We start from the raw sequence: 25,348 nt of genomic DNA, 5'->3' as shown, positions 1-25,348 counted from the left end.
TCTGCTTCATGGCCATATCCGTCATGCTGTCCGCTTGTGCCAGCCATGCCAACAGGAAGGGAGCTGCCATGCCAGAGGTCGACTACGGGGAAGTGCGGGTGACCGAGCATCGCGGTCACGATGATCTGCTCAGTGCAGGGCTGGGCCTTGCCGGCCTCGCCGGCGCGCCGCTGCCCTTCACCGATCCACTCGACCCCGGCGCGGAAGAACTGCGGCGCCGCGCGATCCAGGCCAGCTGGAAGGGCATCGCCGACCTGGGTCCGCTGGGTGGCTACGGCACGGTGTACGGCGCGGTGCCGGACGTGCCCGGGCGCGAGTATTCGGCGTTTGCCCGGATTCCCGGCGCACGCGCCCCGCATCGCGTATTGCTGCAGTTGCCGGACAACTTCGACAGGCAGAAGCGCTGTCTGGTAGTGACGGCTTCTTCGGGATCGCGCGGTGTGTACGGCGCCATTTCGCTGGCAGGCGCCTGGGGCCTGCCGCACGGTTGCGCGGTGGCGTATACCGACAAGGGCACCGGCACGGGCTACTTCGATTTCGCCGACAACAGCGGCGTGGCGCTGGACGGGCGTCGGGCGAGGAAGGGCGAGGCGGCGCTGGAATTCCAGCCGATGCCGGGGCCGCCGGTCTCCGGCATCGCGATCAAGCACATGCATTCGGGCGACAACCCGGAGGCAGCCTGGGGCAGGCACGTGATCCAGGCCGCGCAGTTCGGCCTGGCCATGCTCGATCGGGCGTATCCGGAAGAGGCCCCGTTCACGCCGCAGAACACGAAGATCATCGCCACCGGCATCTCCAACGGCGGCGGCGCGGTGTTGCAGGCGGCCGGGCTGGATCACGACGGATTCTTCGCCGGCGTGGTCGCGCTGGAACCGAATGTGCACGTGAAGGATCGCGGCCGCGCCTTGTATGACTACGCCACCGAGGCAGCGATCTGGTTGCCCTGCGCCCTGAGCGCGGAACAGTTTGCCGGCGTGCCGATGGCGCGCGGGCCACGCGGCGCGGCGTTGCCGGCATGGCCGATCCGCTGCGCCAGCCTGCGCGCGCAGGGCAAGCTCAGTGGCAACACGCTGGCCCAGCAGTCGGAGCAGGCGCGCGATTATCTGCGCGCGCGGGGCTGGACCGACGAGGCAATGAGCACGGCCGCGACCACCACGGCGTTCGACCTGTGGCGGGTGGTCGCGGCGGGCTACGCCTCGTCCTACCTGCGGCGCGGCGCGGGCGACATGCCTTGCGGATTTCATTACGCGGCGATCGGCGCCGGTGGCGCGCCGGGCGTGGCGGACGCCACGACGCGGGCGGCGTGGTGGGCCGATGGTTCGGGCATTCCCCCGGGCAATGGCATCGGGCTCTACGGCGGCGTCAATGTATCGACCGATCCGACCCTGATCGGCAGCGAATGCCTGCGCGCGTTGTGGACCGGCGAAGACCACGAGGCGCAGGCGCTGCATGCCGCGGTGGCCGAAACCGCCGCCCGCCTGCCGCGGGCGGATCTCCCGCTGTGGGTGCTGCACGGCGCCAGCGATGGCTTGCTGCCCACGGCCTTCAGTTCCGAGCCGTACGTCGAATGGCTGCGCGACGAAGGGCGCCGGCCGATCTACTGGAAGGTGCCGCATGCGCAGCACTTCGATGCGTTCCTGGCGCTGCCAGGTTTCGGCGAGCGCCACCTGCCGCTGTTGCCCTACGGTTACGCAGCGCTGGAGCGGTTGTGGGGACACCTGTACGAGGGCGAAGCATGGCCGGTCGACGTGCCGACGCCCGCGGCCCGGCCGCGTGGCGCCGCTGCGCTCGATCGCGGCATGCTGGGCCTGCCTTGAGCATCGGCGATCGGAGGTGGCTGATCGACCGGCCGGGCTGGGTTATCCTTCACGACCCCGACATCCGTGCCGTGGCACGGTGCAGCTCTTGAACCCAAGGATTTGCCATGACCATCAATGTCACCTTCACCACCAACCGCGGCCCGATCCATCTGCGCCTGCATGAAGACAAGGCCCCGGTCACGGTGGCCAACTTCGTCAACCTGGCAAAGCGTGGCTACTACGACGGCCTGTCGTTCCATCGCGTGATCGCCGATTTCATGATCCAGGGCGGTTGCCCGGAAGGCAGCGGTCGCGGCGGTCCGGGCTACAAGTTCGAGGACGAGTTCAACGCCTCGCTGAAGCACGACAAGCCGGGTGTGCTGTCGATGGCCAACGCCGGTCCGCGCACCAACGGCAGCCAGTTCTTCATCACCCATGGCCCGACCCCGTGGCTGGACGGCAAGCACAGCGTGTTCGGCGAAGTGGTCGATGCCGCCGACATGGACGTGGTCAACGCGATCAACCAGGGCGACACGATCGAGAAGGTCACCGTGGACGGCGACGTCGATGCCCTGCTGGCGGCGCAGTCGGATCGAGTCAAGGAATGGAACGCGGTGCTCGACCAGCGCGGCTGATTCCATTCTCGGGATTCGCAGGAAATCGCCGGCGTCAGCCGGCGATTTTTTTGGGTCGAAGGCCATGGTCGCGCCGGTTTCATCAGCCTATGATCGACTGGCTTCACGCTTGTTCATTCATCAGGGAGAACGACCATGTCATTCCTCGACGATTTGCTTGGCGGCCAGGGACAGCAGCAGGCCGGCGGTGCCGGCTCGATGATCTCGGTGGCGGGTGATCTGCTGCAGCGCGCCGGCGGCGTGCAGGGCCTGATCAGCATGCTGCAGCAGCACGGGCTTGGCGGTGCGGTGCAGTCATGGGTGGGCACCGGCGCGAACCAGCCGGTCTCGGGGGAGCAGCTCGGTCAGGCGCTGCAGAACGGTGGCATGGGTTCGCTGGTGCAGGAGGCTGCCGGCAGGCTCGGTGTCGATCCGGGCGTGGTGCTCAGCGGGCTGTCGCACGTGCTGCCGCACGCGGTCGATCACATGACGCCGGATGGCCAGGTGCCGGATGCAGGGCAGGGCGGCGGCTTCGATCCCAGCATGCTTGAAGGTCTGGCCGGCAAGCTGCTGGGCGGGCTGGCGCAGGCCTGATGAGCAGGCTTGATGAAGCCCGGCACGATCAGGTGAGCCTGGGCGGAAACATCCCGGCAGAGCAGCGCTCCGCCGGGATCGCTGCTCAGGCGGACTTGCGCCTGAGCAGGTGGTAGACCAGCAGCAACACGATCGCACCGATCACCGAAGCGATGAATCCGGCCGACTGCCCTTCCTGATACCAGCCAAACACGTTCTGGCCGACCCAGGTGGCCAGCAGCGAGCCGGCGATGCCGATGATGGCGGTGATGATGAAGCCGCCCGGGTCCTTGCCCGGCATCAGCAGCTTGGCCACGATGCCGACGATCAATCCGATCACGAATACCCAAAGCCAGTGCATGTGGATCTCCTCCGTGTTGAGTGAGCCGCCCGTCGTGCGGGCGTGGCCATCATGCCCGGTTCGCGTGGACGCGGGGTGCACGACCAGCGCCGGGTCCGGATGGCGTGATAAAATCACCGCCTTTGCTTCCTCCCCTCAGCGTGAGATACCCATGCCCCAGCTCGCCCAGCGTGTCGGCCGCGCCAAACCCAGCGCGATCATGGTGATTGCCGAGAAGGCGAAACAGCTCAAGGCTGCCGGCCGCGACATCATCAGCTTCTCCATCGGCGTACCGAATTTCCTGCCGGGCGAGCACGTGTACGCCGCGGCGCGCGAGTCGCTGTCGCATGACTCCGGCCAGTACGGCAGCAACCGCGGCGCCGACGCGCTGCTGGACGCGTTCCTCAAGCACATCGAGGCACTGGGTTTTTCCGGCTACGGGCGCATCAACCTGTCCATCGGCATCGGCGCCAAGCAGGTGTTGTACAACCTGGCCGAGGCGCTGCTGGATGAGGGCGACGAGATCTGCTTTGCCGCGCCGTATTGGACCACCTACCGCGACATCGCCGACATCGTGGGCGCGAAGATCAACGTGATGCATTGCGGGCCGGAGCAGAACTACAAGCTCACCCCGGCCCAACTCGATGCCGCGCTGGCGCGCAAGCCGAAGGTGTTCCTGTTCAACAACCCCTCCAACCCGACCGGCATGGTCTACACGGGCGAGGAGATCGCGGCGTTGGCCGAAGTGCTGGTGAGGCACCCGGACACCTGGGTGATCACCGACGACATCTACAACTCGATGGTGTTCGACGGCCTTGGTTACCACAACTTCGTGTTCGCCAGGCCCGAGCTGAAGGAGCGGGTGATCTTCGTCGATTCGGTTTCCAAGACCTATGGCATGCCGGGTTGGCGCGTAGGCCTGATCGCGGCGCCGGAAGCGGTAGCGAAGGCCGTCACCACGCTGAACTCCAACCACATCACCAGCCTGCCGGAGGTGATCACCGCCGCGGCCGTGGCGGCGCTGAGCGGACCGCAGGACATCCCGCAGGCCAAGTGCGAGGAATTCGCCGGCCGTCGCGATGCCGTGTTTGCCGCGCTCAGCGCGATTCCCGGCGTGGTCTGCCCGCGGCCGCAGGGTGCGTTCTACGCCTTCCCAGACGTTTCGGTGGCCTTCGGCAGGAGCCACCGCGGCGTGGCGATCGGCAACGACGTGGAATTCTGCGCCGCGCTGCTGGAGGCCAAGGGCGTCGCCTGCGTCCCCGGTTCCGCCTTCGGCGAACCGCGTGCGATGCGCATCTCGTACACCTGTCCGGCCGCGCAGTTGCAGCCGGGTCTGCAACGCATTGCCGAATTTTTCGCCGAACTGAATTGAACCCGTGAATCGGTCATGGGGAGTCGGGCATCGGCCCGCTCCGCTCTTCCGATTTTCCTTTGCCGATTCCCCCTTCCCGGAGAACAAATGATGAAAGCCCCCGTTCGCGTTGCCGTTACCGGCGCTGCCGGCCAGATCGGTTATGCCTTGCTGTTCCGTATCGCCGCCGGCGACATGCTGGGCCTGGATCAGCCGGTGATCCTGCACCTGCTGGAAATCACCCCGGCCTTGCCGTCGCTGCAGGGCGTGGTGATGGAATTGAACGATTGCGCCTTCCCGACCCTGGCCGGCGTGGTTGCCACCGACGATGCCAACGTCGCGTTCAAGGACGTGGATTACGCGCTGCTGGTCGGCGCCCGTCCGCGTGGCCCGGGCATGGAGCGCAAGGACCTGCTGGAAGCGAACGGTGCGATCTTCGGCCCGCAGGGCAAGGCGATCAACGACCACGCCAAGCGCGACGTCAAGGTGCTGGTGGTCGGCAACCCGGCCAACACCAATGCGCTGATCGCCCAGCAGAACGCGCCGGACCTGGACCCGAAGTGCTTCACCGCGATGGTCCGCCTCGACCACAACCGCGCCAAGGCGCAGCTGGCCGAGAAGACCGGCAAGCACAACACCGACGTCAAGAAGATGACGATCTGGGGCAACCACAGCTCCACCCAGTATCCGGACCTCTCGCAGACCACCGTCGACGGCAAGCCGGCGCTGAGCCTGGTCGACCAGGCCTGGTACGAGAGCGACTTCATCCCCACCGTGCAGCAGCGCGGCGCGGCGATCATCAAGGCGCGCGGCGCCTCGTCCGCGGCCTCCGCCGCGTCGGCCGCGATCGACCACATGCGTTCGTGGGCACTGGGCACGGCCGAGGGCGACTGGGTTTCGATGGGCATTCCGTCCGACGGTTCCTACGGCATCGCCCCGGGCGTGATCTACGGCTACCCGGTGACGGTGAGGGACGGCAAGTACACGATCGTGCAGGATCTGCCGGTCAGTGATTTCTCGCGCGCCCGCATGGATGCCACCGACAAGGAACTGCGCGAGGAGCGCGCCGGCGTCGAGCATCTGTTCGCGAAGTAACAGGCCGGCTCCCGCAGGGAGCCCTGAAAGGGTGGCCGATCGGCCACCCTTTTTTGTGCGCGCCGGTCAGTGCGGAGTGTGCGCCAGGCCCTCAACTGCCTGCCGCACGTAATCCAGCAGCGTGTCGTCCACCGCGCTGCCGCTGCGCAGGTCCGGCTCCCTGGCATAGGCCTGGCGGATGCGCGCATGTGTCGCCGGATCATCGCCGGCGTAGGCACGGAACAATTCCATCCAGCGGCTTGCCAACCGTTGCGCATGCGGATCGTCGGCGGGCACGTGGTCGGCGATCGCCTGGCGCAGCTCGGCGATCAGTGGCGGCCAGGCATACATCTGCCTGCCGTAATGCTCGCGCATGCGCTGCATGTCGTGCGGCGTGAGGTAGCGCTCGAAGATCGCCAGTCGCCCCGCGACCAGCGACTGCTCCACGAACTGCTCCAGCTCGCGGGTGATGCCGCTGCGTTCGCGCAGGCCGGGTTCGTTTTCATTCATCGCATGCAGGCGCATCAGGAAGGCGGGGTTGCCGCCGGTGCCGCGGCCGACCATCGTCATCCACTGTTGCGCCAGGATCTGCGCGTCGGGATCGTCCGGCGTGGCGCCGCGATCCATCGCCGATTGCACGGCGCTGACCAGGGCGCTCCAGTCAGTCAGCACGTCCGGGTTGGTGTGCAGCGGCAGGGTCTTCAGTTCCTCGGGTGAAAAATACTTCTCGTACATCGTCATCAGCTCCAGCGTGTCCAGCCAGTCGGCCAGGTCGGGGGACTGTCCGTTCGCCAGCTGCCCGCGCAGATGCACCAGGCGCTCGCGCAGGCGGGTGCCTTCGGCGAGTTCGAGGTCGATCTGCGTGATCTGCCGGTCGACCACCTCGGCCAGTGGCTGCAGCGGCCCGGACAGGGCTTTGCCGATGTCGGCCAGCGACAGGCCCAGCTGACGCAGGGCCTGGATACGGTGCAGGCGTTCGATGTTCGCCCCATCGTAGTGTCGGTAGCCGGCAGCGGAGCGCACCGAGGGTGTCAGCAATCCGATGGTGTCGTAATGATGCAGCGTGCGGACGGTCAGTCCGCAGCGCCTGGCGAGTTCGCCCACGGTCAACAACATGGTCAGCCTTCTCCTCCGGTGTGCGCCGTGCACACTGGGGCCTCACGTTACGTGAGGGTCAAGCGTGGCGAAAGGTCATGCTTGGCTACGACCATTGTCGCGATGATGCGGCCGCCGGCCTGGTCTAGGCTGGTGGCAACGAAACCCTGGAGTCCGCCCATGCGCTACGAGGAGTTCTACCGGCAATCCGTCGAGGAGCCGGAGCGATTCTGGGCCGAGCAGGCGCGGCTGATTCACTGGGAGACGCCGCCGCGGCAGATCCTCGATCAGTCGAATCCGCCGTTCCGGCGCTGGTTCGTAGGCGGCACGACCAACCTTTGCTACAACGCGGTCGACCGCCACCTGGCCGAGCGCGCGGAGCAACTGGCGCTGGTGGCGATTTCCAGCGAGACCCATGCCACCCGCGAGTTCACCTATCGCCAGCTGCATCGCGAGGTGAACACGTTCGCCGCGGTGCTGCAGTCGCTGGACGTGGGCAAGGGCGACCGGGTGGTGATCTACCTGCCGAACATGGCCGAGGCGGTGTTCGCAATGCTGGCCTGCGCGCGGATCGGCGCGATCCACTCGGTGGTGTTCGGCGGCTTTGCGGCGCACAACCTGGCGCTGCGCATCGACGACGCCCAGCCGAAGCTGCTGATTGCCGCCGATGCCGGCATGCGCGCGGGCAAGGTGATCCCGTACAAGCCGCTGGTCGATGCGGCGCTGAACGAGGCGTCGGCACCGCCGCCGCGTGTGCTGATCATCGATCGCGGGCTGGATCGGCAGATGACCCGGGTGGCCGGGCGCGACCTGGACTACGCCAGCCTGCGCGCGCAGCACGCGGATGCCGAGGTGCCGGTGGCCTGGCTGGAATCGAATGAGCCGAGCTACCTGTTGTACACCTCGGGCACTACCGGCAAGCCCAAGGGCGTGCAGCGTGACGTGGGCGGCTATGCCGTGGCGATGGCCTTGTCGATCCGCCGCGTGTTCGACATCGCACCGGGACAGGTGATGTTCTCCACCTCCGACGTGGGCTGGGCGGTGGGGCATTCCTACAACGTCTACGGGCCGTTGATCGGCGGCGCCACCAGCTTGTTGTACGAGGGCCTGCCGACGCGGCCCGATGCGGGCATCTGGTGGCAGCTGTGCGAGCGTTACAAGGTGCGCACCATGTTCTCCTCGCCCACCGCGATCCGCGTGCTGAAGAAGCAGGATGAAAGCTGGCTGAAGAAATACGACCTGTCGACGCTGAAGTGGCTGTTCCTCGCCGGCGAACCGCTGGACGAGCCGACCGCCCGATGGATCACCGGCGCGCTGGGCGTGCCGGTGATCGACAACTACTGGCAGACCGAAACCGGCTGGCCGGCGATCACGCTGATGCCGGGGCTGGACCTGAAGACGGTGAAGTTCGGCTCGCCCGGCCTGCCGGCGCCGGGCTACCGGATGAAGGTGATCGACGAGAACACCGGCGTGGAAGTGCCCGACGGCAGCAAGGGCGTGCTGGTGCTGCAGCCGCCGTTGCCGCCAGGCTGCCTCAGTACCATCTGGCGTGACGACGATCGTTACGTGTACAGCTATTTCAGCCACTTCAGGGAGCTGCTGTACAGCTCGCTGGACTGGGCGGTGCGCGATGGGGACGGCTATACCTTCGTGCTTGGGCGCACCGACGACGTGATCAACGTGGCCGGCCATCGCCTGGGCACGCGCGAGATCGAGGAGTCGGTGGCCAGCCATCCGGCGGTGGCCGAGGCGGCCGTGGTCGGCGTGAAGGACGAGCTGAAAGGGCAGGTGCCGATCGTGTTCGCCACCTTGAAGCGCGATGCCGGTGACGGAGCCGCCGACGTGGCCAAAGCCATGCAGCAGCGCGTGGTCGACCAGCTTGGTGGCGTGGCAAGGCCCTCACGCATCTATGTGGTGAATGCCTTGCCGAAGACCCGCTCCGGCAAGCTGTTGCGTCGCTCGTTGCAGGCGTTGGCGGAGCATCGCGATCCGGGCGATCTGTCCACGCTGGATGATCCCGGGGCGCTGGAAGGCATTCGCCAGGCGCTGGACCACGGGCCCGATCAGGGCAGCTGACGCCGGACGGGCACCGCCGCCCGGCGGAGCGGTGAACGGGACCGCAGGCCCCGTGCATTTCGATCAGGCGGCGACGGCTTCCTTCCGGTCTTCCGTGACCACCAGCGGGCTGCGGATCAGGTGATCGAACGCGCTCAGCGCTGCCGTGGAGCCGGCACCCATCGCGATCACGATCTGCTTGTACGGCACCGTGGTGGCGTCGCCGGCGGCGAACACGCCGGGCAGGGAGGTCTGGCCGCGTTCGTCGATCATGATCTCGCCGCGCGGCGACAGTTCCAGCGTGCCCTTCAGCCATTCGGTGTTCGGCAGCAGACCGATCTGCACGAAGATGCCTTCCAGCTCCAGCGTGTGCATCTGCTCGCTGGTGCGGTCGCGATAGACCAGTGCGCTGACCCGCTGGCCATCGCCCAGCACTTCGGTGCTCAGCGCGCTGACGATGATGTCGACGTTGGGCAGGCTGCGCAGCTTGCGCTGCAGGACTTCGTCGGCGCGCAGCTTGCCGTCGAATTCGATCAGGGTGACGTGGGACACGATGCCGGCCAGGTCGATCGCCGCCTCGACGCCGGAGTTGCCACCGCCGATCACCGCCACGCGCTTGCCCTTGAACAGCGGGCCGTCGCAGTGCGGACAGTAGGCCACGCCCTTGTTGCGGTATTCGTCTTCGCCGGGCACGCCCATCTGCCGCCAGCGGGCGCCGGTGGAGAGGATCACCGTCTTCGACTTCAGCGTGGCGCCGTTGGCCAGCTCGATCTGCACCAGACCACCGGTGGCGTCGCTGGCCGGCACCAGCTTCTCGGCGCGCTGCAGGTTCATCACATCGATGTCGTATTCGTGCACGTGCTGTTCGAGCGCGGCGGCCAGCTTCGGGCCTTCGGTATAGGTCACCGAGATGAAGTTCTCGATGCCCATGGTGTCCAGCACCTGGCCGCCGAAACGCTCGGCCGCCACGCCGGTGCGGATGCCCTTGCGCGCCGCATAGATCGCCGCTGCCGCGCCGGCGGGGCCGCCGCCGACCACGAGCACGTCGAACGCGGCCCTGGCCTTGATCTTTTCCGCCTCGCGGGCGCTGGCACTGGTGTCGAGCTTGGCCACGATCTGCTCCAGGCTCATGCGGCCCTGGTCGAACACTTCGCCGTTGAGGAACACGGTGGGCACCGACATGACCTGGCGCTTTTCCACCTCGTCCTGGTACAGCGCGCCGTCGATCGCCACGTGCCGGATGCGCGGGTTGAGCACGCTCATCAGGTTCAACGCCTGCACCACGTCGGGGCAGTTCTGGCAGGACAGCGAGAAATACGTCTCGAACTTGAAGTCGCCATCGAGATTGCGAATCTGCTCGATCGTATCGGCGGCCGCCTTGGATGGGTGACCGCCCACTTGCAGCAGGGCCAGCACCAGGGAGGTGAATTCATGACCCATCGGCAGGCCGGCGAAACGCACGCCGATGTCGGTGCCGACGCGATTGATCGCGAAAGACGGCTTGCGCGCGTCGCTGTCGTCACGGCGCAGGCTGATCTTGTCGGACAGCGCGGCAATCTGCTGCAGCAGCTCGTCCAGTTCCTGCGACTTGGCACTGTCGTCCAGCGAAGCGACCAGCTCGATCGGCTGCACCAGCTTTTCCAGGTAGGCCTGCAACTGGGTCTTGAGGGTTTCGTCGAGCATGGCTACCACTCCAGTGATGGATGCGTGGGAATCGTGGGGAGAGAAGAGGCTTGTGACAGCAGCCTGCGCCGGAGGGGAGGCGGCAGGGCGGGGAGCGGTGCCGGGCGCAAGCCGCTGACACAAGCATCCGGGCGGGTTGGAACCGGGCGCCGCGGCGCCCGGTTCCGATGCAGCGGTGAATCAGATCTTGCCGACCAGGTCCAGCGACGGCGCCAGGGTCTTCTCGCCTTCCTTCCACTTGGCCGGGCAGACCTCGTTCGGGTGGGCGGCGACGTACTGGGCAGCCTTGACCTTGCGCAGCAGTTCGGACGCATCACGGCCGATGCCACCGGCATTGATCTCGACGATCTGGATCTTGCCCGCCGGATCGATCACGAACGTGCCGCGGTCGGCCAGGCCGGCTTCCTCGATCATCACTTCGAAGTTGCGGCTGATCGTGCCGGTCGGATCGCCGACCATGGTGTAGTTGATCTTCTTCACCGCATCCGAGGTGTCGTGCCAGGCCTTGTGCGCGAAATGGGTATCGGTCGAGACCGAGTAGATCTCCACGCCCAGCTTCTGGAACTCGGCGTAGTTGTCAGCCAAGTCCTCGAGCTCGGTCGGGCAGACGAAGGTGAAGTCGGCCGGGTAGAAGAACACCACCGACCACTTGCCCTTCAGATCCGCTTCGCTGACTTCGATGAACTTGCCGGCCTTGAGGGCCTGGGCCTTGAACGGTTTCACTTCGGTATTGATCAGGGACATCTTGGTTTTCCCGTGGTGGTTGAACAGTGGGGACGATGCTACGAGGGTGGACACGATAAATCTAATTGATTATCGGCATCGCAACGATTGGCCTGGGCTATCAGGTGTCCTGTCCCGATCTGTGGCCGAACCGGCCTGCTTCAAGCCCGCATTTCGGCCGTGCCTGCAGCTTCATGGCGCGGCCAGTCGCCCGCGCAGCTGCTGATCCACCACGGTGGCGGTGACGATGTCGCTGCCCACGTTCACCGTAGTGCGCATCATGTCCAGGATGCGATCCACGCCTATGATGATGCCGATACCTTCGGGCGGAATGCCGAAGGTAGCCAGCAGACCGGCGATCATCGGCAGCGAGCCCCCGGGAATCCCGGCCACTGCCACCGCGCTCAGCACCGACAGCAGCATCAGGATGGCCTGGTGGCTCAGGCTGAGCTCCACGCCGAACGCCTGCGCCACGAACAGCACCACGCAGCCCTCGAACAGGGCGGTGCCGCTCATGTTCATGGTCGCGCCCAATGGCAGCACGAAGCCTGCGGTGCTCGGGTTGAGCTTCAATTCGTCACGGGCCAGCGCCAGCGAGGCGGGCAGGCAGGCGTTGCTGGAACTGGTGGAAAACGCGGTGATCAGCAGGGCGCGGATCTGCCGGAAGTACGCCAGCGGCGAACGCCTGGCCAGGAAACGCAACCACAGCGACATCGTGCCGAACAGGTGCAGCGCCAGCGCCACGCTGCAGCCGACCACGAACACCGACAGCGCCAGCAGCACGTCCACGCCGACCTTGACGATCACGCTGTAGATCATCGCCGGCACCGCATACGGCGCCAGTTGCAGGGCGAAGCCCACGATCTTCGTCATCAGGTCGGTGATGGTGTCCAGCGCCACCTGCACCCGTTTGCGCTCCCTCTCGCGCAACTGGGTGGCGGCGGCGCCGACCAGGATCGCGAACAGGATCAGCGGCAGCACGTCGCCCAGCGCATTGCGGCTGGGGCCGGCCACCGCGCCGACCAGGTTGCGCGGCATGAACATCTCCACCAGTGTGGCAAAACTCATGCTGGGCTGGGCGGCCCTGGTGTCGATCGTCTTCTGCGCGCTGCTGCCGTATTCCTGCATCAGCTGGGTACGCGCCTGCTCGTCCAGGTGATGGCCGGGCTGCACGGTGTTCATCATCACCAGGCCGATCGCCACGGCGATCAGCATGTTGGCGGAGAACAGCGCAAAAGTACGTCCGGCCAGCGGCCCCAGCCGGTCCAGTCGGCCCAGCTGGGCCACGCCGGAGGCCAGCGAGCTGAACACCAGCGGGATCACCACGAAGAACAGCATGCGCAGGAAGATCTGCCCGAACGGGTCGAACACTGCCGAGGATATCTTCTGCATGAAGGTCAGCGTGGGTGGATGCAACTGGCCGATGCCCAGGGTGGCCACGGCAGCGACCACGCCGATCACCAGGCCCCACAGGATGCGCTTCGCGAGAGGAGTCGATGTGCTCATGGCTCGAATGTACGGGGCGGCGACGGATTCGTCACGCAAGAAATTGCGGTTTGCCGCCAGCCCGGCGCCAGACGGTGTTCGAGGCGATGGCAGGGGTGTCGGAAGGTCCAATCCCGGCGGGATGCCCCGGTGGGCTAAAATGCCCGTTTTGACGGAGGCGACATGACTCAGCCCGCATCCCCCGGTACACGTTTCCGTACGGCCGTTGCCGCCGAACAGCCACTTCAGGTAATGGGTGCGATCACCGCTTACGCCGGCCTGATGGCCAGGCGCGTGGGCTACAAGGCGCTGTACCTGTCCGGCGGCGGCGTGGCCGCCAATTCGCTGGGCATGCCCGACCTGGGCATCAGCACCATGGAAGACGTGCTCACCGACGCGCGCCGCATCGTCGACGCCACCGGCCTGCCGCTGCTGGTCGACATCGATACCGGCTGGGGCGGGGCGTTCAACATCGCCCGCACGGTCCGCTCGTTCGAGCGCGTGGGCGTGGCCGCCGTGCACATGGAGGACCAGGTCGGCCAGAAGCGGTGTGGCCATCGTCCCGGCAAGGAAGTGGTGCCGAAGGACGAGATGGTCGACCGGGTGAAGGCGGCGGTGGATGCGCGCACCGATCCGGGCTTCGTGATCATGGCGCGCACCGACGCGGCGGCCGCGGAAGGCATCGACGCGGCGATCGAGCGCGCGGTGGCCTACGTCGAGGCGGGTGCCGACATGATCTTTCCCGAGGCGATGAAGACGCTGGCGGATTACCGCAAGTTCAAGGCCGCGGTGAAGGTGCCGATCCTGGCCAACCTCACCGAATTCGGCTCCACCCCGTTCTTCACCACCGACGAACTGCGCGAGGCCGGCGTGGACATCGCCCTGTACTGCTGTGGTGCCTATCGCGCGATGAACAAGGCGGCGCTCAACTTCTACGAAACCGTGCGCCGCGAAGGCACCCAGAAGAACATCATCGATACCTTGCAGACGCGCGAGGAGCTGTACGACTTCCTCGGTTACCACGCCTATGAGGACAAGCTCGACGCGCTGTTTTCAAAGCAGGGCTGATCCCTGCGCAAACGCATACGCCAAGCAAAAAAACCGCACCCTGGAGAACCCGATGAGCGAACAAGTCCTGCCCAAGGCCAAGAAATCCGTCGCCCTGTCCGGCGTCGCCGCCGGCAACACCGCGCTGTGCACGGTCGGCCGCAGCGGCAATGACCTGCATTACCGCGGTTACGACATCCATGACCTGGCGGCCAAGGGCTGCTTCGAGGAGGTGGCCTACCTGCTGGTGCACGGCGTGCTGCCGACCTGGACCGAACTGCAGAACTACAAGGCCAAGCTGAAGCGCCTGCGCGGCTTGCCTGCGCCGGTGAAGGCCGCGATGGAGCTGCTGCCGGCCTCGACCCATCCGATGGACGTGCTGCGCACCGGTTGTTCGGTGCTGGGCACCGTGCTGCCGGAGAAGGACGACCACAACGTCACCGGCGCACGCGACATCGCCGACCGCCTGATGGCCAGCTTCGGTTCGATGCTGCTGTACTGGTACCACTTCAGCCACAACGGCAAGCGCGTCGAGACCGAGACCGACGACGACTCGATCGCCGCGCACTTCCTGCATGTGCTGCACGGCAGGAAGCCCAGCGACCTGCATGCGCAGGCGCTGGACAAGTCACTGGTGCTGTACGCCGAGCACGAATTCAACGCGTCCACCTTTGCCGCCCGCGTCATCGCCGGCACCGGTTCGGACATGTATTCGGCGATCACCGGCGCGATCGGCGCGCTGCGCGGTCCGAAGCACGGCGGCGCCAATGAAGTGGCGATGGAGATCATCGCGCGCTATCGCAACGCGAACGATGCCGAGGCCGACATCCGCGCCCGCGTCGAGAAGAAGGAAATCATCATCGGCTTCGGTCACCCGGTCTACACCGTGTCCGATCCGCGCAACGAGATCATCAAGGAAGTCTCGCGCAAGCTGTGCACCGACGGCGGCAACCCGACCCTGTTCGAGGTGTCCGAGCGGATCGAGAAGGTGATGGGCGAGGTCAAGAAGATGTTCCCCAACCTCGACTGGTTCTCGGCCAGCGCGTACCACATGATGGGCGTGCCCACCGCGATGTTCACCCCGCTGTTCGTGATCTCGCGTACTTCCGGCTGGAGCGCCCACGTGATCGAGCAGCGCCAGGACGGCAAGATCATCCGCCCCAGCGCGAACTACACCGGCCCGGAAGACCAGGCCTACGTGGCGATCGACAAGCGCTGAAGCAATGACGGCGAATCCGGGGCAGGGGTCCCGGATTCCCTGGCTGGTCGACGGGCATCGCCGCAACGGGATCGGTTCGGTTTGCTGCGGTTGGTATCCCGGTTCAGTGGCCGGCCAGCCTGGCCTGTTCCCTGCGCCGGTGCACCAGCCAGCCTCCACCGCAGATGCCGATCACGGCCAGCGCATCGACGCCGTACTTCACCCATGCGTGCGCCTCGAACCAGCTGCTCAGCAGGTGGTCGTGGGTGATCATGCGGCCGGCGGTGATCGCGATGGCCGCGGCGCCGATGTACATGATGATCGGGTAGCGATCGATCAGTTTCAGGATCATCGTCGAGCCCCAGACCACCAGCGGCACGCTGATCAGGAGTCCCAGGATGACCAGCAGCAAATGGCCCTTGGAGGCGCCGGCAATGGCCAGCACGTTGTCCAGGCCCATCAGCGCGTCGGCGACGATGATCGTGCGCAGCGCGGCCCAGAAGGTGTTGCCCGACTTGATGTCCGGGCCCTGGTCGTCACCGTGGTTCAGCAGTTTCCAGGCGATCGGAAAAAGCAGCAGACCGCCGACCAGCATCAGCCCGGGAAGCTTCAGCAGATAGACGACCACCGCAGTCAGTGCGAAGCGGATCGCGATGGCGCCGAACGTGCCCCAGAAAATCGCCTTCTTCTGCAGCTCCTTCGGCAACCGGCTGGCGGCCATCGCAATGACGATGGCGTTGTCGCCGGCCAGCACCAGGTCGAGCAGGATGATGGCCAGCAGGCCGGAGAGAAAGTCGGGAGCAGCGAAATCCATCGAGGTTTCCTTGCGCGTCGGACAATGCAGTGGGCACGGACGCGCGCGGCCCGTGACCACCGCAAAAGTCTCGTTCGCAGGCAACTGCTGGACGACCGGAGCGAGACCTCGCTCGTGTTGACGATCGTCGCACCGGGGCGGGACAAAGCCTGCCGCGGGAACTACTCCCTTTTGGGAAGGTGTCCGAGCATTGTCGATGCCGTCGCGCACACCAGTCAAGCCAAGCCCTTAAGGAAAACGCCTGCTCCCGCTACAATCAGTCGTCCAATGATCTAGTTCTCCCGCTTCGCCCCCATGACCGGTTTGCCATGAACAGCCGTTGTCGGGCGGCAGCGCAGACAACGCATCGACCTGCGTTCAACCGGGTATTTATCTCCAGGGTTCCCCAGCATTCATGAATACTGTCTATCGCCAATCCCTTTCCGGCACGTCGCTGGACTATTTCGATGCGCGCGCCGCCGTGGAGGCGATCCAGCCGGGCGCCTATGACGGGCTGCCCTATACCTCGCGCGTGTTCGCCGAGAACCTGGTGCGTCGTTGCGATCCGGCGATTCTCGTCGAGTCGCTGAAGCAGATCATCGAGCGCAAGCGCGAGCGTGATTTTCCGTGGTTCCCGGCGCGTGTGGTGTGCCATGACATCCTGGGCCAGACGGCGCTGGTGGACCTGGCCGGTCTGCGCGACGCGATTGCCGAACGCGGCGGCGACCCGGCCAAGGTGAACCCGGTGGTGCCGGTGCAGTTGATCGTCGATCACTCGCTGGCGGTGGAATGCGGCGGCTTCGACCCGGACGCGTTCACGAAGAACCGCGCGATCGAGGATCGCCGCAACGAAGACCGCTTCCACTTCATCGACTGGACCAAGCAGGCGTTCGAAAACGTCGACGTGATTCCGCCAGGCAACGGCATCATGCACCAGATCAACCTGGAAAAGATGTCGCCGGTGGTGCAGGTACAGGACGGTGTGGCTTATCCGGATACCTGCGTGGGCACCGACAGCCACACGCCGCACGTGGACGCGCTGGGCGTGATCGCCGTCGGCGTCGGCGGTCTGGAAGCCGAGAGCGTGATGCTTGGGCGCGCCTCGTGGATGCGCCTGCCCGACATCGTGGGCGTGGAGCTCACCGGCAAGCGCCGGCCCGGGATTACCGCCACCGACATCGTGCTTGAGCTCACCGAATTCCTGCGCAAGCAGAAGGTGGTCGGCGCGTATCTGGAATTCCGCGGTGAAGGCGCCGCCAGCCTTACCCTGGGCGATCGCGCGACGATCTCCAACATGGCGCCCGAATACGGTGCCACCGCCGCGATGTTCTTCATCGACGGGCAGACCCTCGACTACCTGCGCCTTACCGGTCGCAGCGACGAGCAGGTCCGGCTGGTGGAAACCTACGCCAGGGCTGCGGGCCTGTGGGCCGACACGCTGTTGCATGCGCAGTACGAGCGCACGCTGACGTTCGACCTGTCCTCCGTGGTGCGCAACATGGCTGGCCCGTCCAACCCGCACAAGCGCCTGCCGACATCGGATCTCGCCGCGCGCGGCATCGCTGCCGAGTGGGAAGAACAACCGGGCCAGATGCCCGATGGCGCGGTGATCATTGCCGCCATCACCAGCTGCACCAACACCAGCAACCCGCGCAACGTGATCGCGGCTGCGCTGCTGGCGCGCAACGCCAATGCGCGCGGACTCACGCGCAAGCCCTGGGTGAAGAGCTCGCTGGCACCGGGTTCCAAGGCGGTGCAGTTGTACCTTGAAGAAGCGAACCTGCTGCCCGAGCTGGACAAGCTCGGCTTCGGTATCGTCGCGTTCGCGTGCACCACCTGCAACGGCATGTCCGGCGCGCTCGATCCGGCGATCCAGCAGGAGATCATCGATCGCGATCTCTACGCGACCGCCGTGCTGTCGGGCAACCGCAACTTCGATGGTCGCATCCACCCGTATGCCAAGCAGGCCTTCCTGGCTTCGCCGCCGCTGGTGGTCGCGTATGCCATCGCCGGCACCATCCGTTTCGACATAGAAAAGGACGTGCTCGGTCTGGATGCCAACGGCCAGCCGGTGACGCTGAAAGACATCTGGCCCACGGATGAAGAGATCGACGCGATCGTCTCCTCCAGCGTGAAGCCGGAGCAGTTCCGCAAGGTCTACGAGCCGATGTTCGCGCGCACCGGCCACGCCGGCACCCGCGCCGCGCCGTTGTACGACTGGCGCCCGCAGAGCACCTACATCCGTTGTCCGCCGTATTGGGAGGGCGCCCTTGCGGGTGAGCGCACGCTCACTGGCATGCGTCCGCTGGCGGTGCTTGGCGACAACATCACCACCGACCACCTGTCGCCGTCGAACGCGATCATGCGTAACAGCGCCGCCGGCGAATACCTCGCAAGGATGGGCCTGCCGGAAGAGGACTTCAATTCGTACGCGACCCATCGCGGCGACCACCTGACCGCGCAGCGCGCCACTTTCGCCAATCCCACGCTGATGAATGAAATGGCGGTGGTCGATGGCGAACTGAAGAAGGGTTCGCTGGCCCGCGTGGAGCCGGAAGGCAAGGTCATGCGCATGTGGGAGGCGATCGAAACCTACATGGAGCGCAAGCAGCCGCTGATCATCATCGCCGGTGCGGACTACGGCCAGGGCTCGTCGCGTGACTGGGCGGCGAAGGGCGTGCGCCTGGCGGGCGTGGAGGCGATCGCGGCTGAAGGCTTCGAGCGGATCCATCGCACCAACCTGATCGGCATGGGAGTGCTGCCACTGGAATTCAGGCCGGGCACCAGCCGCAAGACGCTGGGCATCGATGGCACCGAAACCTTTGACGTCGTCGGCGTACGCAGCCCCCTGGCGGAGCTGGTTCTGGTCATCCACCGCAAGCATGGTGAACGCATCGAAGTGCCGGTGATCTGCCGCCTGGACACCGCCGAGGAAGTGCTGATCTACGAAGCGGGCGGTGTGCTGCAACGCTTCGCACAGGACTTCATCGAGGCTTCGCAGGCGGCCTGACCGCGCGTTGTTCCGCGGGTGATGCCGCAAGGCATCACCATGCGGTTGGCAGTTGCGCCTGCATGAATTGCCGGCGCGGCACAGTCACCACAGGATCACGGATACATGGCACAGCTCCCCCAGCTCCGCATTCCCGCCACCTACCTGCGCGGCGGCACCAGCAAGGGCGTGTTCTTCCGCCTGCAGGACCTGCCCGAGACCGCGCAGGTGCCTGGCGCCGCGCGCGATGCGCTGCTGCAGCGCGTGATCGGCAGCCCCGATCCCTACGGCAAGCAGATCGACGGCATGGGGGGCGCCACCTCCAGCACCAGCAAAGCGGTGATCGTCTCCAGCAGCACCCGGCCGTATCACGACGTGGACTACCTGTTCGGCCAGGTGGCGATCGACAAGGCCTTCGTCGACTGGAGCGGCAACTGTGGCAACCTCTCGGCGGCGGTCGGTCCGTTCGCCATCGCGGGCGGCCTGGTGGATCACGCGCGCGTTCCGCGCGACGGCATCGCCACCGTGCGCATCTGGCAGGCCAACATCGGCAAGACCATCATCGCCCATGTGCCGATGACCGACGGCGCGGTGCAGGAAACCGGCGACTTCGAGCTGGATGGCGTGACGTTCCCTGCCGCCGAAGTGCAGTTGGAATTTCTGGACCCGGCAGCCGAGGAAGACGGCGCTGGCGGGGCCATGTTTCCCACCGGGCATCTGGTGGACGATCTGGAAGTGCCGGGTGTCGGTACGCTCAAGGCGACCATGATCAACGCCGGCATCCCCACGATTTTTGTGCAAGCCGACGCGATCGGCTACACCGGCACGGAGCTGCAGGAGGCCATCAATGGCGACGCCACGGCTCTGGCGATGTTCGAGGCCATTCGCGCCCATGGCGCGCTCCGCATGGGTCTGATCAAGTCACCCGACGAGATCGCCACGCGGCAGCACACGCCCAAGGTCGCATTTGTCGCCAGGCCGGCCGACTACGTCGCATCGAGCGGCAAGGCCGTCAAGGCGGATGACATCGATCTGCTCGTGCGCGCGATGTCGATGGGCAAGCTGCACCACGCCATGATGGGCACGGCGGCGGTGGCTATCGGTACCGCCGCGGCCATTCCGGGCACGCTGGTGAACATTGCGGCAGGTGGTGGTGAGCGACAGGCCGTGCGCTTCGGTCATCCGTCGGGCACCTTGCGCGTGGGTGCGGAGGCAACGCAGGTTGATGGTGCATGGACCGTCACCAAGGCGATCATGAGCCGAAGCGCGCGCGTGCTGATGGAAGGCTGGGTGCGCGCGCCCGCAGCGTGATTCCGCAGGGCGGGGAAGTTTCCCCTTCGGGCCACCACATGCTCAGGTGGCCTCTGACAGGATAAGCGTCAAGCGACACGGATGGTTCATTTCGAACAATGGCAGCACTCCTGCCGTCATGGAGACCAGCACTCATGAGTACGCACGACATCCGCTCCGCCAAGCGTCCAGATCCCGACCAGCCGATGGTCGAGGTCGCCAACTATGTCGTCGACTACAAGATCGACTCTCACGAAGCGTACGACACCGCACGCTACATGCTGCTGGACTCGCTGGCCACGGCGATGATGGCGATGAAGTTCCCCGAGTGCGTGAAGCATCTCGGGCCGTTGGTGCCTGGCGCCATCTTGCCGGGTGGTGCGCGCGTCCCGGGGACCAGTCATGAGCTTGACCCGGCGCAGGCGGCGTTTGCGATCGGCACGCAAATCCGCTGGCTGGATTTCAACGACACCTGGCTGGCCGCGGAGTGGGGGCATCCTTCGGACAATCTCGGCGCGATCCTCGCCGTGGCGGACTACCTGAGCCGCAAGGCCGAGCGTGAAGGTGGACAGTCACTGACCGTACGCGATGTCTTGGGTTACGCGATCAAGGCCCATGAAATCCAGGGCTGCTACGCACTGCTGAACAGTTTCAACCAGGTGGGTCAGGACCACGTGATCCTGGTGCGGCTGGCGTCGACCGCCGTGGCCACCGCGATGCTTGGCGGGAGCAGGGAACAAGTCACAACGGCCTTGTCGCACAGCTGGATCGACAACGGCGCGCTGCGTACCTATCGCCATGCGCCGAACACCGGGCCGCGCAAGAGCTGGGCCGCCGGTGATGCGTGCCGCCGCGCGGTGACCCACGCCATCAATGCGGTCTACCGCGGCGTGGTGGGCTACCCGTCGGCACTGTCGGCGAAGACCTGGGGTTACTACGACGTGGCGTTCGGCGGCAAGCCGTTCGAGTTCGAGCGCCCGTTCGGCAGCTACGTGATGGAGAACGTGCTGTTCAAGATCAGCTATCCGGCCGAATTCCATGCGCAGACCGCGGTGGAGTGCGCCATGCAACTGCATTCACAGGCCGCTGGCCGGATCGAGCAGATCGAAAGGATCGCCATCGAGACACAGGAAGCCGGCTGCCGCATCATCGACAAGACCGGTCCGCTGGCGAATTACGCCGATCGCGATCACTGCATCCAGTACATGGTGGCCGTGCCGTTGATCCACGGTCGACTGTTGGCCAGCGACTACAACGACGACATCGCCGCCGATCCGCGCATCGATGCGTTGCGCGAGAAGATGACGGTCGTCGAAAACCCGCAATTCACCCGGGACTACTTCGACCCGGCCAAGCGCTATATCGGCAATTCGGTTCAGGTGTTCTTCAAGGACGGCAGCAGCACGGAAAAGGTTTCGATCGATTACCCCATCGGCCATCGCAAGCGTCGCGCCGAGGGCATTCCGGTACTGCTGCAGAAATTCGAGGCCGCCATGCGGGGCCACATGCCCGCCCACAAGGTCAAGGCCATCATGGCGGCCACCCGGGACCCCGCAGGGCTGGATGCGATGCCGCTGCATCACTTCCTGGGGCTCTTCACGTTGTAAAGACGACGTGAGTGGAAAATTAACACAGGGTCGGGCGCCGAAAAGGGCATTACTTCGTCCCTGCGTTTCCGTGTTTCAAGCAGGGCCGTATTCCTTGCAAAACCGACTTTCCTGAATGAAACCTCACCGGTAGTTGTTTTGAATAGTGTTAATTCGATCACGGCTTAACGCTTTTGCTACAATCCCCACCGCTTGTCGCATAAACGCCAAGCAGGGGCTTTAAAAGCTCTGAGTGACGTAGTTCAGTCTGATGCGGGAGTTCCGGTCAGGGTTGAACGGACGCGAAATTCTAATAATTGAGGAGACACCTGATGAAACGTAAGGGCTTGTATTTTCTGATCGCGCTGGCCCTGGGCGGCGTAGGTGCCGTTCATGCGCAGGACGCAGCCGCTCCGGCCGACACCTCCAGCTCGATGACCTCGCCGTCCTACGACGGCCGCTGGTACATCGCCCCCACGGTCGGCGGTTACTACAACGATACCGACCGCAACACCAACAGCCGTCAGGTCTATTACGGTCTGGGCGTTGGCCGTTTCATTTCCTCCAACACCTCGCTGGACATCTTCATCGATCGCACCAAGCGTGATGCTGACGGTATCGGCAGCTGGTCCAACAACAGCGTCGGCGCCGCGGTGCGCTTCTACGCGGGTGACTGGAACGCCTGGCGTCCGTACCTGCTGGCTGGCGTGATGGGCAGCAATCATCATGGCGTGCATGGCAGCGGCTGGGCTCCGGCGGCCGAGCTGGGTGGCGGTCTGTCCAAGACCATCGACGACAGCTCCGACTTCCGCGTGGAAGCCGGCTACCGTTACGACTGGGACAACGACAGCCAGCCGACCATGGATGGCTACGGTGACTGGTTCCTGGGCCTCAGCATCGTTTCGCGCTTCGGCGCCCCGGCGGCTGCTCCGGCTGCTCCGGTCGCCGCCACCCCGCCGCCGGCTGACTGCTCGACGATGGACAGCGACAGCGATGGCGTGAACGACTGCGAAGACAAGTGCCCGGCCACCGCCGCTGGCACGATCGTCGGACCTGATGGTTGCGCGCAGAAGGTCGTGATCGACCTGCGTGGCGTGAACTTCAAGTTTGACCGCCCGAAGAAGGGTGAGACGGACATCTCGAAGTCGCTGGCCGAGCCGAGCGCCGACTCCATCGCGGTGCTGAACCAGGCCGTCGATACCCTGCAGCGTTACCCGCAGGTCAAGGTGACGGTTGCCGGTTACACCGACTCGAAGGGTACCGACGAGTACAACCAGAGCCTGTCCGAGCGTCGCGCCTCGATCGTCTACAACTACCTGACCAGCCACGGCATCGATGCCAGCCGCCTGGAAGGCCCGATCGGTCACGGCGAAAGCAACCCGATCGGTGACAACGACACCGACGCCGGTCGCGCGCAGAACCGTCGTACGGAACTGCAGGTTCAGCAGTAATCGAACCGCGGTAAATCGGAAAAAACCCGGCTTCGGCCGGGTTTTTTTTGTCTGCCTGCCTCAAACGGGCACGAGTCGGGTTGGCGCATCACGGCGCGGCCTTATACCCTAGCGCGATGCCCCGCCCTCCTTCTTTCCGTCGTGCAGCCGCAGCGACGCCATCCGCGCAGTCGCCGCGGCATGGTCTGGCTCGTGTGCTGTCAAAACTGGGTGCCTGTTCGCGCAGCCAGGCCGAGCAGTGGATTCGCGCCGGTCGGGTCAGCGTGGATGGCCGCGTGGTTCGCGATCCCCATCAGCCGACCCTGATCGACCGGCATCGTCTTGCGGTCGATGGCCAGCCAGTGCAGCGAAGTGAAAGCGTCTACGTGGTTTTCAACAAGCCGCGCGGCATCGTGGTCAGTGCGGCCGACGAACACGGCAGGGCGACGGTGTATACCGCCCTGGCCGCAGCCGGCCTGCCGTGGCTGGGGCCGGTCGGTCGTCTGGACAAGGCCAGCGAGGGGTTGCTGTTGCTGAGCAACGACACCACCTGGGCCGCGGGCATCACCGATCCGGCGACGCACCTGGAGAAGACCTACCACGTGCAGGTGGCCGGCCAGCCTGATGCCGCGGTGCTGCAGGCGATGCTGGCTGGCGTCGAGGATGCGGGTGATCGGCTGAAGGCGCGCAAGGCCACGCTGCTGCGCGTGGGCGAGAAGAATGCGTGGCTGGAAGTGGTGCTCGACGAAGGGCGAAACCGGCATATCCGCCGGTTGCTGGCTGCCCTGGGTTTCGATGTCTTGCGACTGATCCGGGTGGCGATTGGCCCACTTGCCCTGGGCGAGTTGGCGAAAGGCCAGTGGCGGCGACTCGACCAGGACGAAGTGCGAGCCCTCGTCACCCGGTCATAAGGCACCGCCGGCGGCGATGCCCTGGCTGTGCGCGGAATCAGCCCGCGATCACGCCCAGCTTCCGTCCCACCCTGGTGAACGCGGCTATCGCCCGGTCGAGGTGTTCGCGGGTATGCGCCGCGCTCATCTGCGTGCGGATGCGCGCCTGGCCCTGCGGCACCACCGGGTAGAAGAAGCCGGTGACGTAGATGCCTTCCTCCAGCAAGGCCGTGGCCATCGCCTGGGCCTTCGGTGCGTCGTAGATCATCACCGGCACGATCGGATGCACGCCGGGCTTGATGTCGAATCCCGCCGCGGTCATCTGCTCGCGGAAGTAGCGGGTGTTCTCCTTGAGCTGCTCGCGCAGGTCGCCGGCGCTGGCCAGCATGTCGAACACCTTGATCGCGGCGGCGACCACGTGCGGCGGCAGCGAGTTGGAGAACAGGTAAGGGCGCGAGCGCTGGCGCAGCAGCTCGATCACTTCCTTGCGGCCGGTGGTGAAGCCGCCCAGGGCGCCACCCAGCGCCTTGCCCAAAGTGCCGGTGAAGATGTCGATCCTGTCCATCACGCCGTTGACCTCGGCCGCACCGCGACCGGTGTCGCCGAGGAAGCCGGTGCAATGGCATTCGTCGATATGCACCATCGCATCGTATTTCGCGGCCAGCGCGGTGATCTCGTCGAGCCTGGCGATGAAGCCGTCCATCGAGAACGAGCCGTCGGTGGTGATCAGCTTGGTGCGCGCGCCGGCCGCGTCGGCGGCCTGCAGCTGCCTCTCCAGGTCGGCCATGTCACTATTGGCGTAGCGGAAGCGCTTGGCCTTGCACAGGCGGATGCCATCGATGATCGAGGCGTGGTTGAGCGCATCGGAGATCACCGCGTCCTCTTCGCCCAGCAGCGGTTCGAACAGGCCGCCGTTGGCGTCGAAGCAGGCGGCGTAGAGGATGGTGTCCTCGGTGCCGAAGAAGGCCGCGATCTTCGCTTCCAGCTGCTTGTGCAGGTCCTGCGTGCCGCAGATGAAGCGCACGCTGGCCATGCCGAAGCCGTGCGTATCCAGCGCGTCCTTGGCGGCGGCGATCACTTCGGGGTGATCGGCCAGGCCCAGATAGTTGTTGGCGCAGAAGTTCAGCACCTTGCGGCCGCCTTCCAGCTCGATCTCGGCGGACTGCGGCGAGGTGATGATGCGTTCGGCCTTGAACAGGCCCTGCTCGCGGATGGATTCGAGTTCGCTGGCGTAGCGCGCCTTGGCTGAGTAGCTCATGGGGAATTCCGGCCGTTGGACAAAGCGGCATTGTAGGGCGCCAGGTGTTCGCTGCGCATGCGTATGTACTGCGCG

General features: G+C 65.6%; 20 protein-coding genes. 13 read left to right on the top strand and 7 right to left on the bottom strand.

Features of this window, described 5'->3' with window-relative positions:
• Window positions 1-68 precede the first annotated feature (68 nt).
• The 3 genes from ABNK63_RS09200 (at window position 69) to ABNK63_RS09190 (ending at window position 3,007) form a co-directional block, all read left to right on the top strand.
• Window positions 69-1,817: a 3-hydroxybutyrate oligomer hydrolase family protein gene (locus tag ABNK63_RS09200; protein WP_350015448.1), complete on the top strand. Its 1,749-nt coding sequence runs from the start codon at window positions 69-71 to the stop codon at window positions 1,815-1,817.
• Window positions 1,818-1,924: 107 nt separating this feature from the next.
• Complete coding sequence (locus ABNK63_RS09195; RefSeq protein ID WP_007809037.1) at window positions 1,925-2,434, top strand: peptidylprolyl isomerase; 510 nt, start codon at window positions 1,925-1,927, stop codon at window positions 2,432-2,434.
• Window positions 2,435-2,569: 135 nt separating this feature from the next.
• On the top strand, window positions 2,570-3,007 hold the full coding sequence (locus ABNK63_RS09190) for a YidB family protein (protein ID WP_007809035.1): 438 nt from the start codon (window positions 2,570-2,572) through the stop codon (window positions 3,005-3,007).
• An 85-nt stretch (window positions 3,008-3,092) separates the two neighbouring features.
• On the opposite strand, the gene ABNK63_RS09185 is transcribed toward ABNK63_RS09190, so the two are convergent.
• Window positions 3,093-3,347, bottom strand: coding sequence for a GlsB/YeaQ/YmgE family stress response membrane protein (locus ABNK63_RS09185; RefSeq protein ID WP_007809034.1), 255 nt, complete (start codon window positions 3,345-3,347; stop codon window positions 3,093-3,095).
• A gap of 151 nt (window positions 3,348-3,498) precedes the next feature.
• Here ABNK63_RS09185 and ABNK63_RS09180 point away from each other — a divergent pair, with 151 nt between their 5' ends.
• Together ABNK63_RS09180 and ABNK63_RS09175 are read left to right on the top strand one after the other, a co-directional pair.
• Window positions 3,499-4,698, top strand: a complete 1,200-nt coding sequence (locus ABNK63_RS09180) for an aminotransferase class I/II-fold pyridoxal phosphate-dependent enzyme (protein WP_007809032.1) — start codon at window positions 3,499-3,501, stop codon at window positions 4,696-4,698.
• A 90-nt stretch (window positions 4,699-4,788) separates the two neighbouring features.
• Entirely contained in the window at window positions 4,789-5,772 is a 984-nt protein-coding gene (locus ABNK63_RS09175; RefSeq protein WP_007809030.1) for a malate dehydrogenase, read from the top strand.
• 66 nt (window positions 5,773-5,838) lie between these two features.
• Here ABNK63_RS09175 and ABNK63_RS09170 read toward each other — a convergent pair whose 3' ends face one another.
• On the bottom strand, window positions 5,839-6,867 hold the full coding sequence (locus tag ABNK63_RS09170) for a MerR family transcriptional regulator (protein ID WP_350015447.1): 1,029 nt from the start codon (window positions 6,865-6,867) through the stop codon (window positions 5,839-5,841).
• Between the two features lie 159 nt (window positions 6,868-7,026).
• Here ABNK63_RS09170 and prpE point away from each other — a divergent pair, with 159 nt between their 5' ends.
• Entirely contained in the window at window positions 7,027-8,922 is a 1,896-nt protein-coding gene (gene prpE, locus ABNK63_RS09165) for a propionate--CoA ligase (protein WP_350015446.1), read from the top strand.
• A 63-nt stretch (window positions 8,923-8,985) separates the two neighbouring features.
• Here the strand turns inward: prpE and ahpF are convergent, their stop codons facing one another.
• The 3 genes from ahpF to ABNK63_RS09150 all read right to left on the bottom strand — a co-directional run bounded on the left by ahpF (window position 8,986) and on the right by ABNK63_RS09150 (window position 12,813).
• Window positions 8,986-10,584: an alkyl hydroperoxide reductase subunit F gene (ahpF, locus tag ABNK63_RS09160; RefSeq protein WP_350015445.1), complete on the bottom strand. Its 1,599-nt coding sequence runs from the start codon at window positions 10,582-10,584 to the stop codon at window positions 8,986-8,988.
• A gap of 180 nt (window positions 10,585-10,764) precedes the next feature.
• Window positions 10,765-11,328, bottom strand: a complete 564-nt coding sequence (gene ahpC, locus ABNK63_RS09155) for an alkyl hydroperoxide reductase subunit C (protein ID WP_007809026.1) — start codon at window positions 11,326-11,328, stop codon at window positions 10,765-10,767.
• A gap of 171 nt (window positions 11,329-11,499) precedes the next feature.
• A complete protein-coding gene (locus tag ABNK63_RS09150) occupies window positions 11,500-12,813 on the bottom strand; it encodes a dicarboxylate/amino acid:cation symporter (protein ID WP_350015444.1) in 1,314 nt (437 codons plus the stop codon).
• A 162-nt stretch (window positions 12,814-12,975) separates the two neighbouring features.
• Here ABNK63_RS09150 and prpB point away from each other — a divergent pair, with 162 nt between their 5' ends.
• A complete protein-coding gene (gene prpB, locus ABNK63_RS09145) occupies window positions 12,976-13,860 on the top strand; it encodes a methylisocitrate lyase (protein ID WP_007809024.1) in 885 nt (294 codons plus the stop codon).
• A 52-nt stretch (window positions 13,861-13,912) separates the two neighbouring features.
• On the top strand, window positions 13,913-15,058 hold the full coding sequence (prpC, locus tag ABNK63_RS09140; protein WP_007809023.1) for a 2-methylcitrate synthase: 1,146 nt from the start codon (window positions 13,913-13,915) through the stop codon (window positions 15,056-15,058).
• 103 nt (window positions 15,059-15,161) lie between these two features.
• Here the strand turns inward: prpC and ABNK63_RS09135 are convergent, their stop codons facing one another.
• The gene (locus ABNK63_RS09135) at window positions 15,162-15,851 is read right to left on the bottom strand and encodes a TerC family protein (RefSeq protein WP_007809022.1); all 690 of its coding nucleotides are present in this window, start codon (window positions 15,849-15,851) and stop codon (window positions 15,162-15,164) included.
• A 394-nt stretch (window positions 15,852-16,245) separates the two neighbouring features.
• Here ABNK63_RS09135 and acnD point away from each other — a divergent pair, with 394 nt between their 5' ends.
• The 5 genes from acnD to ABNK63_RS09110 all read left to right on the top strand — a co-directional run bounded on the left by acnD (window position 16,246) and on the right by ABNK63_RS09110 (window position 24,036).
• Window positions 16,246-18,840 carry a Fe/S-dependent 2-methylisocitrate dehydratase AcnD gene (gene acnD, locus ABNK63_RS09130; protein WP_350015443.1) on the top strand — a complete coding sequence of 865 codons (2,595 nt, stop codon included), beginning with the start codon at window positions 16,246-16,248 and terminating at the stop codon, window positions 18,838-18,840.
• A gap of 105 nt (window positions 18,841-18,945) precedes the next feature.
• Window positions 18,946-20,130, top strand: a complete 1,185-nt coding sequence (gene prpF, locus ABNK63_RS09125) for a 2-methylaconitate cis-trans isomerase PrpF (RefSeq protein ID WP_007809020.1) — start codon at window positions 18,946-18,948, stop codon at window positions 20,128-20,130.
• 134 nt (window positions 20,131-20,264) lie between these two features.
• The gene (locus ABNK63_RS09120; protein WP_007809019.1) at window positions 20,265-21,716 is read left to right on the top strand and encodes a bifunctional 2-methylcitrate dehydratase/aconitate hydratase; all 1,452 of its coding nucleotides are present in this window, start codon (window positions 20,265-20,267) and stop codon (window positions 21,714-21,716) included.
• A gap of 311 nt (window positions 21,717-22,027) precedes the next feature.
• Complete coding sequence (locus ABNK63_RS09115) at window positions 22,028-23,146, top strand: OmpA family protein (RefSeq protein ID WP_040673439.1); 1,119 nt, start codon at window positions 22,028-22,030, stop codon at window positions 23,144-23,146.
• Window positions 23,147-23,262: 116 nt separating this feature from the next.
• Complete coding sequence (locus ABNK63_RS09110; protein ID WP_350015442.1) at window positions 23,263-24,036, top strand: pseudouridine synthase; 774 nt, start codon at window positions 23,263-23,265, stop codon at window positions 24,034-24,036.
• A gap of 37 nt (window positions 24,037-24,073) precedes the next feature.
• On the opposite strand, the gene kbl is transcribed toward ABNK63_RS09110, so the two are convergent.
• Window positions 24,074-25,273 (bottom strand): glycine C-acetyltransferase, encoded by a 1,200-nt coding sequence (gene kbl, locus ABNK63_RS09105; RefSeq protein ID WP_007809016.1) that lies wholly within the window; start codon window positions 25,271-25,273, stop codon window positions 24,074-24,076.
• Window positions 25,274-25,348 lie beyond the last annotated feature (75 nt).

The sequence above is a fragment of the Rhodanobacter sp. IGA1.0 genome (assembly GCF_040208325.1).
In the GTDB taxonomy this organism is placed as follows: Bacteria; Pseudomonadota; Gammaproteobacteria; order Xanthomonadales; family Rhodanobacteraceae; genus Rhodanobacter; species Rhodanobacter spathiphylli.
This window is presented reverse-complemented; position numbering and strand designations above follow the sequence as displayed.